Genomic DNA, 13,435 nt, shown 5'->3' on the forward strand with positions numbered 1-13,435 from the left:
GACGATCATCCGCTGGCACCTTCAGCTGGGCAACGTCGTGATCCCGAAGTCGGTGACGGCCGAGCGCATCCGGGAGAACATCGACGTCTTCGGCTTCGAGCTGGACGAGGCGGACCTGGCCGCGATCGCCTCGCTGGAGACGGGGGCCAGGACGGGCATGGACCCCGACCTCCACTGAGAGACGGCGCTCACCAGCGCGGGTGGACCGCCGCTCGGAAGTACCGGTCGTAGATGTCCCGGACGGATGCGGTGAACTGCTCCGGCAGGAGCGGCGCCGAGCCGGCCGCGGCGTTCGCCCGCGCCTGCTCGACATTCCGCGCGCCGGGGATCACCGAGCTGACCCCGTCGAGCTGGGAGACCCAGGCCAGCGCGGCCTGAGCGGTCGTGAGTCCTGCCGCCGCCGGCTCCGCCGCGGCCAGCGCGGCGAACTCCTGCGCGGCGAGCACCCCCTGCTCGAAGTCGACGCCGGAGAACGTCTCGCCCACATCGAAGGCCGAGCCGTCCCGGTTGAAGGTGCGGTGGTCGTTGGCGGCGAAGGTCGTCGTGGCGGTGTAGCGACCGCTCAGCAGCCCCGACGCCAGCGGGACTCGCGCGATGATGCCCACCCCCGCGGCGACGGCGGCGGGCAGCACCTCATCGAGGGGCTTGAGACGGAAGGCGTTGAGGATGATCTGCACCGTCGCCGTGCCCGGCCGGGCGATCGCGGCGAGCGCCTCTGCGGCCGTCTCGACGCTGACCCCGTATGCGGCGATCGCGCCGTCGGCGACGAGGGTGTCCAGCGCGTCGTACACGGCGCCCGAGCCGAAGACCGGGGTCGGCGGGCAGTGCAGCTGCACGAGGTCGAGGGTGTCGACCCCGAGGTTGGCCCTCGAGCGGTCGGTCCACGCGCGGAACTTCTCCAGGGTGAAGTTCGCCGGATCCTGGGCCTCGCGGCGCCCCATCTTCGTGGCCACGGTGATGCCGTGGCCGGGGTTGTCGGCGAGATAGCCGCCGATGATCTTCTCGCTGCGGCCGTCTCCGTAGACATCCGCCGTGTCGAAGAAGGTGACGCCGCTCGCGACGGAGGCATCGAGCACGGCACGGGCATCCGCCTCGCTCACGTCACCCCAGTCGGCTCCCAGCTGCCAGGTGCCGAGGCCGATGACGGATACGGTGCGGCCGGTGCGGCCGAGGACACGAGTTCTCATGGACCAAGCCTAGGGCGACGACCGGGCACGGGCCGGCGGCAGACACACGGAGGGGCGAGCGGATTCGCGCCGCTCGCCCCTCCGTGGACCATCCGCTAGTCGCGGAGCTTCTCCTTGTAGTCGTTTTTGGCCTTCGTCGCGTCGCGCTCCGATTCGGCCTTGGAGACCCCGGCCTCCGCGCGCTTGACCTCGGCGTCCGCCTTGACCTCGTCGACCTTGTCGCTCACGCGCTCCTTGGTGTCGTCCGCCCATTCGCCGACCTTCTTACCGGTGGCTTCCGCGGCGTCCTTTGCATTGTCGATCAGACCCATGATTCCTCCTTCAGAAGAACTGTTTGGTCCCGACCGTAGTCTCCCCGGTCGCCATCGCTCCCCTGCTCCCAGAGGACTACCAGAATTCTTCCAGACAGCGGTGCCCTCGACATCCGGTCTTCGCGATCGATCCGCCGCGACGCTTCCTACACTGAGAGGATGACGACCTCGGCGAACTGGGCGGGCAACTACACCTATCGGGCGCGCGGGCTCCGCGAGCCGCGCTCCATCGAGGAGCTGCAGGAGACCGTCGCGGCCTCGAGCAGTCTCACGGCCCTCGGCAGCCGGCATTCCTTCAACGACATCGCCGACTCGGAGACCGAGCAGGTCTCCCTGCGCGCCCTGCCCGCGGAGTTCACGGTGGATGCCGCGGAGCGAACGGCGACCGTCGCCGCCGGAGCGCGCTACGGCGAGTTCGTCCAGCGGCTGCACGACGACGGCTGGGCGATCCACAATCTCGCCTCCCTCCCCCACATCTCCGTCGCCGGAGCGATCGCGACCGGTACCCACGGCTCCGGGGATGCGAACGGCTCCCTCTCGACCGCCGTCGCCGCCCTCGAGCTGGTGACGGCGAACGGCACGCTGCTCACGGTGCGGCGGGAAGAGGCCGACTTCGACGGTCTCGTCGTCGCCCTCGGCGCGCTCGGCATCGTGACGCGGGTGACCCTCGACATCCAGCCGACCTTCCTGGTGCGCCAGGACGTGTTCCTCGATCTGCCGTGGCGCGAGCTGCGCGACCACTTCGATGAGATCACCTCGAGCGGGTACAGCGTGAGCCTGTTCACCGACTGGGGTGGATTCGGGGCGACGCAGGTCTGGGTGAAGAGCCGCATCGACGACCTCCACCCGGCGGCAACAGCCCCCGCCCTGTTCGGGGCGAGGAGGGCGCCCGTCCAGCTGCATCCCCTCCCCGGCGAATCCGGCGAGACCACCACGGAGCAGCTCGGCCTCCCCGGCGCCTGGTGGGACCGGCTCGCCCACTTCAAGCTGGAGTTCACACCGAGCGCCGGCGCCGAGCTGCAGTCGGAATACCTCGTCCCGCGCGAGCACGCCCTGGAGGCGATCGAGGCCGTGCGGGCGCTGGCCCCGCGGATCTCGTCCCACCTGTTCGTCTCCGAGCTCCGCACCATGGCCGCCGACTCGCTCTGGCTCAGTCCGGCGTCGGGACGCGAGACGGTGGGCATCCATTTCACCTGGAGGCAGCACGAGGAGGTCGCGGGGCTCCTGCCCGTCATCGAGGCGGCGCTCGCGCCCTTCGCCGCCAGGCCGCACTGGGGCAAGCTCTTCACGACGGACGCGACCGCTCTCGCCTCGCTCTACCCGCGCCTGCCCGCCTTCCGCGAGCTCGCGGACCGGCTCGACCCGGACGGCGTGTTCCGCAACGACTACCTGCGGCGCACCGTCCTGCCCTAACGCTCGATGCGGCATCCTTGAGAGATGCGTAGCTGCGGCATCCTGCTCTACCGGTACGAGGCCGACTCCGGGCTGGCCGTCTGGATCGGCCACATGGGCGGGCCGTTCTGGGCCGGCAAGGACGCGGCGGCCTGGTCGGTGCCGAAGGGCGAACCGCTGCCGGACGAGACCGAGCTGGATGCGGCGCTGCGCGAGTTCGCGGAGGAGATCGGGGCTCCGGCACCCCGGGCCGAGTATCGCCGGCTGGGCGACTTCAGGCAGCCGTCCGGGAAGATCGTCACGGTGTTCGCCGGCGAGGCCGAGTTCGGTGTCGAGCGGGTCTCGAGCAACACCTTCGATCTCGAATGGCCGCCGCGGTCGGGGCGGATCGGCCGGTTCCCGGAGATCGACGACGCCGGCTGGTTCCCGATCGAGGTGGCCAGGCAGAAGGTGGTGAAGGGACAGGTCCGGATGCTCGACGCGCTGCGCGAGCGACTGGAGGCCGGCGGCGCCGGCCCGTGAGGGTGGTGGTGCCGCTGCCAGCCATCCCTCGTGGCGGGAAAAAATCCCTCGTGGCGGGAGAAAGCGCATCTCGCGGCGGCGAAAGTGTCTCGCGGCGGGAGACGCGCCTCCCGCCGCGAGACACTTTCTCCCGCCATCGACTTTCCCACCATCCCGACGACCGGTCCGCCATCGCGAGGACACGGATGACACGAGCCTCCGACCCGGCCCGGGCGACCCAGCGGGCCTAGAGCTCCAGCATCCTCTCGAGCACGGGAAGCGCGTCGCCCAGCGCCGCGAGATCGGCCTCCGTCGTGTCCTCGAGCAGCGCCGCGATCACATCCGCCCTGTCGGAGCGCGCTCGCATGATGTAGGAGACGCCCTCCGGTGTCGCCTCGATCGAGAAGGCGCGCCGGTCGTTCGCATCCACCTGGCGGGTGACCAGGCCGCGACCCTCGAGGTCGGCGACGAGCCTCGTGATCGTCGCAGCCGCGATGCCCTCCCGATGGGCGAGCTCGTTCAGGCGGAGCGGACCGCACTTCACGATGCTCGACAGCGCGGAGAGGGTGCCGTGGCTGAGCCCCGCGGTCGCTCGCAGCATCTTGCGATTGAGCCGGCCGATCACGAGCGCAAGACGCGCGGCGGTCTCCGTCTTGAGGTCGGGGGCCGCCTCGACGTCGCGATCGCTCATGATCGGTGGGCCTCCTAGCTGATCCGGCTCGTCTGGAGCTCGGGGACGACGAACTCTTCATCATGAAGATAACGCGATCCGCGGAACAGCGAGGCGATCGCCGCGATGAGGGACATGATCGCCGCCGCCGCGAACACGATCACCAGGCCGTCGTGGAACGGCCCGGAGATCAGTTGCGGGAAGAACTCCTTGCCGGTGAGGGTGGCCACGTTCGACTGCGACAGGTGGGTCAGCACGCCGGTCGGACCGAGCAGGCTCTGGATCGGGTTGTAGCCGAGGAAGGCCGCGAACAGGCTGCCGACGGGCGGTGTCTGGGCGATCTGGGAGGCCACGCCCGCCGGGACGCCGTTGGAGACGAGACCGTGATGCAGGGCACCGGGCAGGCTCGAGGCCAGCCCCGCGATCATGAGCGAGAAGAAGATGCCGATGGACAGCGAGGTGCCGGCGTTCTGGAAGGTGCCGGCCATGCCCGATGCCGAGCCACGTTGATTCGCCGGGACGCTGTTCATGATCGCCGTCCGGTTCGGCGAGCTGAACAGACCGGATCCGATTCCGCTCATCAGGGTGATCAGCCCGAACTGCCAGTATTCGAAGTTCACCGGGATGATCAGCAGCAGCAGGAAGGCGCCGGTCACCAGGAGCAGGCCGACGCTCGCGAAGGCACGCGCGCCGAACCGGTCGGAGAGGGCACCGGAGATGGGGCCGGCGATGAGGAAGCCGATGGTAATCGGCAGCAGGTAGATTCCCGCCCACAGCGGGGTGCTCTCGTAGGAGTAGCCGTGCAGCGGGAGCCAGATGCCCTGCAGCCAGATGATGAGCATGAACTGCATGCCGCCGCGGCCGATCGCCGCGAGCAGGCCGGAGAGGTTCGCAAGCGCGAAGGCGCGGATCTTGAAGAGCCTCATCTCGAACATCGGCTGCTTGATGCGCAGCTCCATGAGGACGAAGACGACGAGCAGCAGGATGCCCCCGATGATGCCGGCGAGCACCCAGGGGTTGGTGAACCCGGTCGAACTCCCGCCGTAGGGCTGGATGCCGTAGGTGATGCCGGACAGCAGCGCGGTGAGACCCACGGCGAAGACGATGTTGCCCCACCAGTCCATGCGACCGGGATTCTTGGAGCCGACCTCGTGCAGCGACTTGTACGACCAGATGGTGCCGATGATGCCGATCGGCACGCTCACGAAGAAGACGGCGCGCCAGTCGATGGTCGCCAGGAGGCCGCCGACGATGAGGCCGATGAAGCTGCCGGCGATCGCGGCGACCTGGTTGATGCCGAGGGCGAAGCCGCGCTTGTTGGACGGGAAGGCATCCGTCAGGATGGCGCTCGAGTTGGCGAACAGCATGGCGCCGCCGACCCCCTGGACGAGCCTCCAGACGATAAGCCACATCGCACCGGCGCCGCCGCTCATCGGATCGAGCGCGAGGGCGATCGACCCGATGGTGAAGACGACGAAGCCGAGGTTATAGATCTTGACCCGGCCGTACATGTCGCCCAGCCGGCCGAAGGTGACCACGAGCACCGCGGTGGCGAGCATGTATCCGGTGAGGATCCAGAGCAGGTAGCTGACGTTGCCCGCCTCGAGGGGGTTGAGCTTGATACCGGTGAAGATGGCGGGCAGCGAGATGATCACGATCGAGGAGTTGATGGTGGCCATGAGCATGCCGAGGGTGGTGTTGCTCAGGGCGACCCAGCGGTATCCGGGGTGGTCCTTGCTGAGGAAGAGGCTGCGCGAACGCGGGGAGTTACTGACGGGTGGGGTTGACGACACGGACGGCTCCGGAAGGATTTCGACTCGAGGGATTTATTTGCTTGATGTTAAGCAAGTATAACCCCATTCCGCTGCGTCCGGTCGTCGGCGGTATCGCCCGCGGCGAACGGCGTGAGAGCCGTCGGCCCGGCCTACTCCGCCCCGCCTGAGCCGGCAGTGCGCAGGAACGGCACCACGAATCCCAGCACCGTGTCGACGTCCCTCAGCGTGCCGCCGTGATCCTGCCCCGGCAGTTCGTGGAACGTCGCGTGCGGCATGAGCTCGGCGGCACGCTCGGAGTCGGCGAGCCTGCGCCGATCGCGGGTCGCCGCCAGCAGCAGCGTCGGGGTCTCGAGCAGGGGAAGGCGGGCATCCGGCAGACCCGGCTCGTTCTCCAGCTGCCGGAAGTACGCCAGCAGCGCCGGAGCATCATTGGCCAGCATGGCCGCGGCGGTCTGCGGATCGATCGGACGGCCGGACGCCTCGCCCCAGGCGCGAACGAAGCCGGGCATCCCGCCCTCGGCCAACGCCGTCTCGTACCCCGGGAAGAACAGCTCGGCGACGCTTCCGCCGGGGGAACGGTAGGTGCCCCCTGCCGACACGAAGGAGATCACCCTCTCGGGATGCCGGTCGATGAGCGAGAAACCGATCCTGGCCCCGAAGGAGTATCCGAAGTAGTGTGCGGCGTCGATCCCGAGGGTGTCGAGCACCGCGAGCACGTCGCCCGAGACGGCATCCATGCGGTAGGCCTCGGGGCGGTCTGGCTTGGCGCTGCGTCCGTGGCCGCGCAGGTCGATCGAGATCACGCGGTACTCGTCGCGGAGCGCCCGCACGTAGCCGAGCCCGCGCCAGATGGCCTTGGAGAGGGCCGAGCCGTGCACGAGAAGGAGCGGCTCGCCGGAACCGGATTCCTCGAAGGCGATGCGGGTGCCGTCAAGCGGGTTGATCGTCTCTGCCACCATCCCATCCTCGTCCCCGCCTGCCCGCCTGCCCACCCACCACCCACCCACCACCCGCGTCGACTCGCCTGTCACGAACTGCTCACCAGGATGCCTCTGCGAGCAGTTCGTGACAGGCGAGTCGACGCGGGCATACCTGGGGGCTACCTGGGTGGGCTACCGCCGCTCCCTGAATGCGCCGACCGGGGGCTGTCATGATGGAGGGAGTTCATCTCGCCACTGTCAGGACGGTCGTCACCATGCAACTGGGCATCCATTTCGCGAACTTCACCCTCCCGGGCGGCGCCGATCGTCTCGGCCCGACGCTCGCGGCGACGGCGAGCGCTGCCGAGGAGGCCGGGGCTTCGTGGTTCACGATGATGGACCATTGGTTCCAGATGGAGCAGTTCGCCACCTCCGAGGATCCGATGCTCGAGGGCTACACCTCGCTCGGCTTCGTCGCCGGTCGCACCAGCACCATGAAGCTGGGTCTGCTGGTCACCGGCGTGACCTATCGCCACCCCGGGCTGCTGGCAAAGATCGTCACGACTCTCGACGTGCTCTCCGGCGGTCGCGCGATGCTCGGCATCGGTGCGGCCTGGTACGAGCGCGAGCACAACGGCCTCGGCGTGCCGTTCCCGCCGCTCGCCGAGCGGTTCGGGCGGCTCGAGGAGACCCTGAGGATCTGCCTGCAGATGTGGAGCGACAACGACGGTCCCTTCGACGGCGAGTACTACCGGCTCGCGGAGACGATCTGCTCCCCCCAGCCGATCCAGCGGCCGCATCCCACGATCCTCATCGGCGGTAGCGGCGAGAAGAAGACCCTCAAGCTGGTGGCCAGGTACGCGGATGCCTGCAATCTGTTCTCGATCGGGCCGGAGGGCGTCCAGCAGAAGCTGGAGGTGCTCGCGCGTCACTGCGACGCGGAGGGGCGCGACCCCGAGAGCATCCAGAAGACGATCCTCGGCGGCGACCCGCTCGCGGACCCGGACGGATTCCTCTCCGCCATGGAGGAGTACGCGAGGCTCGGCATCCAGCACGTCCAGATCATGCCCGCCGGGCCGGACCCGGTCGGGTACGTCACCCGACTCGGCGAGACGGTGATCCCCCGGCTCGCCGAGATCGGCTGACCCCGGCACCTCGTGACGCGACCTGCGACTGAGCCCTAGACCCCTTCGCCGGGGAGACCGCCCGGGAGATGTTTGCGGGAGGACACCCCGACCAGCGCATAGGAGACGACGGCGAGCCCGACGACCACCCAGAGCACGGTCGCGAGAGGCACGACGCCCACGACGGCGGCGATCAGTGCCGGCGCGAGGAAGCCGATGTAGGCGACGGCGTAGAACACGCCGGTGAGGCCGGCGAGGTCGCGAGGGCCGGCGATCCGCTGCACCTCGAGCAGGGCGGAGACGAGGCCGATGCCCATGCCGACCCCGATGACGAGGTTGGCCAGGAGGCCGATCCACACCGACTGGGCGGCGATGGCGACCGTCGTGACGGCGATGCCGAGGGCCATGATGAACACCGCAGTGGCGAGTCCCCTGGCGCTCGTGACCGAGTGCACGCGCTTGGCGATCGGCTGGATGGCCGAGGAGGTCCCGAGGGCGACGACGGTGGCCACCGTCGCGAACACCAGCCCCCACTGACCGGTCGCCCCCCGCAGCTGGGTCGGAAGGTAGCCGTAGCCGATGGCGGCCGAGGTGAAGATCCAGGGGGCCGCGACGACCACGACCCGGATGAAGCGCCGATGCCCCGCGGACGGCACCCTGAGCTGACGCCACCACGGCCCAGCGACACCGCCGCTTCGCTGTGTCTCGGGAGCCCGCAGGACGACGATGGCGAACGGGACCGTCACGAGGATGTGGATGAGGAAGGGCAGCACCTCGGGGATCGGGCCCCACTGGGCGATGAGCCCGGCGACGAGCGCTCCGATGGCCGAGCCGAGGGTGAAGGCGAGGGATCCGCGCCTGGCGCCGGAGCTCTCATCCGCGGCCCGGTCGTATGGCGCCTGGGACAGCTCCTTCATCCAGCTGTTCCCGACCGCCATCGCCACCCCGACGGAGCCGCCGGAGAAGAGACGGCCGACGATGAGGAAGCCGGGGCCGAACTGGCCGAAGGCGAGGAAGGCGCTGCCGAGCAACGCGCAGCCGACGCCGACGAGCATGAGCGGCTTCCGACCGTGCCGATCGGACAGCGACCCAGCGATGAGGAGGGCCGGTGCCAGTCCGAGCACATAGACCCCGAGGAAGAGGTTGACCCACAGCGAACTGTAGTGGGCGCGCTGTTCATACATGAGCAGGAGCGGGCTGAACTGGTTGCCCGCCCAGGAGCAGACGAAGATGACGCCGAAGATGGCGAGCCACGGCGGGATCCGGCGGCCGGAGCCGATGGCGCTCACAGCATGCCCCTGATCCGGTCGACGTGCCTGCCGAGCACCTCGGCGTAGGCCGCGGCATCCTCGCTCGCGAGCGCCTCGGCGAGCGCGCGATGCTCGTCGAGGGATGCGGCGAGGTGCTCCGAGCGCATGCGCATGAGCTGGTGCCGGAGCCGCTGCTGGCGGTCCCGGATGAGCCGGGTGAAGTGCATGGCGATCGAGTTGCGGGAGGCGACCACGATGGCGGTGTGGAAGTCGTCGTCGGCGTCGACGAAGGCATCCACGTCCCCCGCCGCCACGTATTCGGCCTGCCGCTCCAGGAGTCCGGCGAGCACGGGAGCCAGGTCGTCCTGGAAACCGGAGCGGATGATGCGCGCGGCCGCCGCGGATTCCACGGCCTCGCGCATCTCCACCACGTCCTCCGCCTCGCTCGGCGAGATCGGCCGGACGATGGCGCCCTTGCGCGACTCCAGGGTGATGAGCTCCTCGGCGGCGAGCCTGAGGAATGCCTCGTGCACGGGGGTGCGGCTGATGCCGAGCTCGTGACAGATGACGTTCTCGCTGATGGCCGTGCCGCCGGCCAGCTCCCCGCGGACGATGCTCGACTTGGTGTGCAGATAGGCGTGCTCCGCCGCCGACTCGGTGTCGGAGGAGAGGGTGGGATTCGAGGTCACCCGACCATCCTAGCTGTTGCATGCAACCTTGCATGCAAGCAGTTCGCGCCTCCGGTCATCCCCCTGGCCCGCTCGCCTGTCACGAACTGCTCTCTGCGAAGGGCCAGCCGACCGTTGGTGACAGGCGAGTGGACCGGGTTGGGAGGGTGGATGGGTGGGCAGGGGCGGCGGGCAGGCGGCGGGGTGGGCGGGCGGTCAGGGCGCGGGCGCTGGGCCGGTGCTCGCGCGGGGCAGGAGCACGGCCCGCGGACCCTCGCGGCTGGTGCCCGGCCCGCCGTCGATCAGCTCCAGGAGCAGGTCGGCGGCCATCGATCCCATCCTGGGCACGTCGCGATGCATCGCGGAGAGGGCCGGATGCGTGACCTGGCAGAGGGAGGAGTCGTCCCAGGCGAGAAGGGACAGCTCCTGCGGCACGGCGATCCCGAGTTCCGCGGCGACCCCGAGGCCGGCGACGGCCATGATGTCGTTGTCGAAGACGATGGCCGTCGGCGGGTTGTCAGAGCCCAGCAGGGATCGGGTCGCGCGAGCGCCGTCCTCACCGGAGAAATCCGTGGTGACGATGCGCGGGGTCTCGAGGCCGTTCTCCGCGGCGACTCGGAGCATCGTCTCGTTGCGCACTCCGATATGGGTGAACTCCGGCATCCCGGAGACCCTGGCCAGCCTGCGGTGACCGAGCCCGATCAGGTAGCGAACGGCCTCCGCGGTCGCACGCACGTCATCGGTCCAGATGTGCGGGAGGCCCTCCGATTCCTCGTGATTGGTCACATAGACGGTGGGGATGCCGATGCGGCGCAGGGCCTCGATCCGCCGGTCCTGGACGGTGCGGTCGACGACGATGACCCCGTCGACACGACGCTCGGCCCACCACTTCTCGTAGGTCGCGATCTCGCTGTGCGGGTTCTGGACGACGTGCAGGGTCAGGGCGACGTCTCGCGCCGCGATGACCTCCTCGATTCCCGAGATGAACTCCATGAAGAACGGCTCGGCCCCCAGCATCCGCGCCGGCCGGACCAGGACCAGCCCGACGGAGCCCGCGCGGGACCGCGACAGCGAGCGCGCCGCGACATTGGGCGTCCAGCCCAGTTCCCTGGCGATGTCGAGGACCCGCCGTCGGGTCTCCTCGGAGACGCCCGGCTTGTTGTTGAGGGCATAGGACACGGCGCCCTTGCTCAGGCCGGCCTTCCTGGCGATGTCGTTGATCGTGACGGAGGACATCCGTGGACATCGCCGCCTTCCGGGCTGGAAATCGTGTGGATTGGGACGACGCCACTCTATCGGGCGGGGTTCACTCAACCGGTTCAGTTAGACTGGCCCACAGCACCACCGACAGACGTGGTGAGCCCCGGAAGGAACCAACTGCGATGAAGCGGCAGTCCCACAAGATCATCCACAACGGCGAGCCGACGACCTGGATCGGAGTCAACTTCTGGTCAAGGGTGGGCGGCCCGCGCATGTGGCGCGATTACGACGCCGCCGTCGTCGGCGAGGAGCTCGCCGTCATGCGGGACCACGGCATGACCCTGACCCGCAGCTTCTTCTACTGGCACGACTTCATGCCCACCGCCGACGCCCTCGACGAGGTGCTGGTGGAGCGCTACCGCGACTTCCTCGACCAGCATGAGAAGCTCGGCATGACCACGATCCCCACCTTCCTCGTCGGGCACATGTCCGGTGAGAACTGGGACCCGAGCTGGCGGGAGGGCCGTGAGCTCTTCAGCGACGTGACCTTCGTCGCGAAGCAGGCCTGGTACGTGCGCGAGCTGACGGCACGGTTCGCTGATCACCCGGCGGTCGCGGGATGGCTGCTGAGCAACGAGATCCCGATCTACGGCAACTGGCACACCGCCGGCGTCGGGACGAACGACTCCGAGGTCGTCGGCAGCTGGGCGCAGATCCTCATCGACGCGGTGCGCGCGGGTGGCGGGACCCAGCCCGTGTCCATCGGCGACGGCGCCTGGGGCGTCGAGACCACCGGACGGGACAACGGATTCCGCATCCGCGAGCTCGCCGGGCTCGTGGACTTCCACGGCCCGCACGTGTACCGGATGGAGACGGATCCGGTACGTCAGAACCTCGGCTCCGCCTTCATCTGCGAGCTGCTCGACATCGGCGGGAAGCCCGTCGTCATGGAGGAGTTCGGGCTCACCAGCGACTATGTGAGCGAGGATAACGCCGCCCACTACTACCGGCAGGTCCTGCACAACACCCTGCTCGCCGGAGCGACCGGCTGGATCACCTGGAACAACACCGACTACGACAACCTCTACGATCAGGCGCCCTACAGCCACCACCCGTTCGAAATGCACTTCGGCCTCACCGACAAAGACGGCCGGCCCAAGGCCCAGGCGGTCGAGGTGAAGCACTTCGCGGAGCTGGCCCACCGCATCGGCTTCGAGCGCCTCACCCGGCCGGATTCCGAGACCGCGCTGCTCGTCTCCTCGTACCTCGAGGCGCAGTACCCCTTCACCGATCCGATGGATGCGCCGATCGTCTTCGACGTGGCACGACAGTCCTACATCGCGGCCCGCGAGGCGGACATCCAGGTCGGTGTCGCCCGAGAGCTGGACGGCGTGCCGGACGACTGCTCGCTGTACCTAGTCCCCTCGGCGAAGCAGCTGCTCGCCGGCACCTGGCGCACGCTGGTCGAGCGCGCCGAGAACGGCGCGACCGTCTACGCCTCCGTCTACTACGGGGAGCACGGCACCCAGCGCGGCCCGTGGTGGCCGAACCTCGACGAGATGTTCGGCGTGACGAAGAGGACCCGCTACGGCCTGGTGGATCCGATCGTCGAGGACGAGCTGCGGATCTCCTTCCTCGTCCCCTTCGGCGGGATCGCCGCCGGAGAAGAGCTGACCTTCCCCGTCGGCGGCAATGAGAACTCGCGCGCCTACCTGCCGGTGGAGGCGACGGATGCCGAGGTCATCGCCGTGGACCAGCACGGCAGGCCCGCGCTGCTGCGCCGCAGGACCGGCTCCGGCTGGATGGTGCTCGGCACCTATCCCTTCGAGTATTTCGCCACCGTGACGCCCTTCGTCAACCCCGAGTCCACCTGGCGGCTCTACGACGCCCTGGCGACCGAGTCGAAGGTCGTGCGGGACGTGCGGGTCGAGGACCCGCGAGTCACCGTCGGGCGGATGGACCACGAGGACGGCCGCCGGTTCGTCTGGTTCGTCAGCCAGTCGGACGAGGCGCTGAGCGTCACGCCGTCCACCGTGACCGGGCACCTCGTCGGCGAGGACGGCGACCGGATCGATCGTCTGGACCTCGCGCCGTACGCCGTGACGGTGCTCGAACTGCGCGACTGAGCCGGACGCATCCACCCGCCCCGGTCGCGGCGGGAGAAACGTCCGCCGTCCCGCGTCGCGGCGGGAGAAGCGGTGTCGCGGCGGGAGGCACGACTCCCGCCGCGACGCCGTTACCCCGCCGCGAAAGGTAAGTAGTCCTGCCGCGGCGCCGTTTCTCCCGCCACCGGCACCCCACGCCGCCGCCCGCCCCGGTCGCGAGTCCCCGGACTAGGAGCCGATCAGCTCGTTCGGAACGGCCGGGGTGGCGTCGTGGATGAAGGCCGGCGCCTCCGAGGCGAGCAGCCTGCGGGCGGGCGGACGCGCATCCAGTT

Annotated in this window: 13 protein-coding genes; 5 read left to right on the forward strand and 8 right to left on the reverse strand. The window is 69.2% G+C overall.

Translation table 11 applies throughout. The annotated features are described in order from the left end of the window. Positions 1-178: aldo/keto reductase (locus VGC18_RS13000; protein WP_414672886.1), on the forward strand; the 178-nt coding region annotated here is incomplete at its 5' end. Positions 179-188: 10 nt separating this feature from the next. On the opposite strand, the gene VGC18_RS13005 is transcribed toward VGC18_RS13000, so the two are convergent. Then, complete coding sequence (locus tag VGC18_RS13005) at positions 189-1,187, reverse strand: aldo/keto reductase (protein ID WP_331098050.1); 999 nt, start codon at positions 1,185-1,187, stop codon at positions 189-191. Between the two features lie 95 nt (positions 1,188-1,282). Continuing rightward, complete coding sequence (locus VGC18_RS13010; protein ID WP_331098052.1) at positions 1,283-1,498, reverse strand: hypothetical protein; 216 nt, start codon at positions 1,496-1,498, stop codon at positions 1,283-1,285. A 159-nt stretch (positions 1,499-1,657) separates the two neighbouring features. Between VGC18_RS13010 and VGC18_RS13015 the strand changes: the two genes are divergently transcribed. After that, positions 1,658-2,911: a D-arabinono-1,4-lactone oxidase gene (locus tag VGC18_RS13015; protein ID WP_331098055.1), complete on the forward strand. Its 1,254-nt coding sequence runs from the start codon at positions 1,658-1,660 to the stop codon at positions 2,909-2,911. A gap of 24 nt (positions 2,912-2,935) precedes the next feature. Beyond that, the gene (locus VGC18_RS13020) at positions 2,936-3,412 is read left to right on the forward strand and encodes an NUDIX domain-containing protein (RefSeq protein WP_331098057.1); all 477 of its coding nucleotides are present in this window, start codon (positions 2,936-2,938) and stop codon (positions 3,410-3,412) included. A 226-nt stretch (positions 3,413-3,638) separates the two neighbouring features. Here VGC18_RS13020 and VGC18_RS13025 read toward each other — a convergent pair whose 3' ends face one another. From VGC18_RS13025 to VGC18_RS13035, 3 genes are all read right to left on the reverse strand, one after another. After that, on the reverse strand, positions 3,639-4,082 hold the full coding sequence (locus VGC18_RS13025) for a MarR family winged helix-turn-helix transcriptional regulator (protein ID WP_331098059.1): 444 nt from the start codon (positions 4,080-4,082) through the stop codon (positions 3,639-3,641). A 14-nt stretch (positions 4,083-4,096) separates the two neighbouring features. Next, positions 4,097-5,854: an MFS transporter gene (locus VGC18_RS13030; RefSeq protein WP_331098061.1), complete on the reverse strand. Its 1,758-nt coding sequence runs from the start codon at positions 5,852-5,854 to the stop codon at positions 4,097-4,099. A 131-nt stretch (positions 5,855-5,985) separates the two neighbouring features. Further along, positions 5,986-6,792 (reverse strand): alpha/beta hydrolase, encoded by an 807-nt coding sequence (locus VGC18_RS13035; protein ID WP_331098063.1) that lies wholly within the window; start codon positions 6,790-6,792, stop codon positions 5,986-5,988. Positions 6,793-6,986: 194 nt separating this feature from the next. On the opposite strand from VGC18_RS13035, the gene VGC18_RS13040 reads away from it, so the two are divergent. Further along, positions 6,987-7,901, forward strand: a complete 915-nt coding sequence (locus VGC18_RS13040) for an LLM class F420-dependent oxidoreductase (protein ID WP_331098066.1) — start codon at positions 6,987-6,989, stop codon at positions 7,899-7,901. Between the two features lie 35 nt (positions 7,902-7,936). On the opposite strand, the gene VGC18_RS13045 is transcribed toward VGC18_RS13040, so the two are convergent. From VGC18_RS13045 to VGC18_RS13055, 3 genes are all read right to left on the reverse strand, one after another. Further along, positions 7,937-9,169, reverse strand: a complete 1,233-nt coding sequence (locus VGC18_RS13045; RefSeq protein WP_331098068.1) for an MFS transporter — start codon at positions 9,167-9,169, stop codon at positions 7,937-7,939. Then, positions 9,166-9,819 (reverse strand): GntR family transcriptional regulator, encoded by a 654-nt coding sequence (locus VGC18_RS13050; RefSeq protein ID WP_331098070.1) that lies wholly within the window; start codon positions 9,817-9,819, stop codon positions 9,166-9,168. The genes VGC18_RS13045 and VGC18_RS13050 overlap by 4 nt, the downstream gene beginning before the upstream one ends. 195 nt (positions 9,820-10,014) lie before the next feature. Further along, positions 10,015-11,034 (reverse strand): LacI family DNA-binding transcriptional regulator, encoded by a 1,020-nt coding sequence (locus VGC18_RS13055; RefSeq protein ID WP_331098072.1) that lies wholly within the window; start codon positions 11,032-11,034, stop codon positions 10,015-10,017. Positions 11,035-11,180: 146 nt separating this feature from the next. Between VGC18_RS13055 and VGC18_RS13060 the strand changes: the two genes are divergently transcribed. Then, positions 11,181-13,124, forward strand: a complete 1,944-nt coding sequence (locus VGC18_RS13060) for a glycoside hydrolase 5 family protein (protein WP_331098074.1) — start codon at positions 11,181-11,183, stop codon at positions 13,122-13,124. The last annotated feature ends 311 nt before the right edge of the window (positions 13,125-13,435 follow it).

The sequence above is a fragment of the Lacisediminihabitans sp. genome, from assembly GCF_036404185.1.
Taxonomy (GTDB): Bacteria; Actinomycetota; Actinomycetes; order Actinomycetales; family Microbacteriaceae; genus Lacisediminihabitans.

Excerpts from the sequence above, each read along its gene's own strand:
- VGC18_RS13060 (WP_331098074.1), top strand. The coding sequence starts at position 11,181 with ATGAAGCGGCAGTCCCACAAGATCATCCACAACGGCGAGCCGACGACC.
- VGC18_RS13055 (WP_331098072.1), bottom strand. The coding sequence starts at position 11,034 with ATGTCCTCCGTCACGATCAACGACATCGCCAGGAAGGCCGGCCTGAGC.
- VGC18_RS13040 (WP_331098066.1), top strand. The coding sequence starts at position 6,987 with ATGATGGAGGGAGTTCATCTCGCCACTGTCAGGACGGTCGTCACCATG.
- VGC18_RS13010 (WP_331098052.1), bottom strand. The coding sequence starts at position 1,498 with ATGGGTCTGATCGACAATGCAAAGGACGCCGCGGAAGCCACCGGTAAG.
- VGC18_RS13015 (WP_331098055.1), top strand. The coding sequence starts at position 1,658 with ATGACGACCTCGGCGAACTGGGCGGGCAACTACACCTATCGGGCGCGC.
- VGC18_RS13025 (WP_331098059.1), bottom strand. The coding sequence starts at position 4,082 with ATGAGCGATCGCGACGTCGAGGCGGCCCCCGACCTCAAGACGGAGACC.
- VGC18_RS13005 (WP_331098050.1), bottom strand. The coding sequence starts at position 1,187 with ATGAGAACTCGTGTCCTCGGCCGCACCGGCCGCACCGTATCCGTCATC.
- VGC18_RS13020 (WP_331098057.1), top strand. The coding sequence starts at position 2,936 with ATGCGTAGCTGCGGCATCCTGCTCTACCGGTACGAGGCCGACTCCGGG.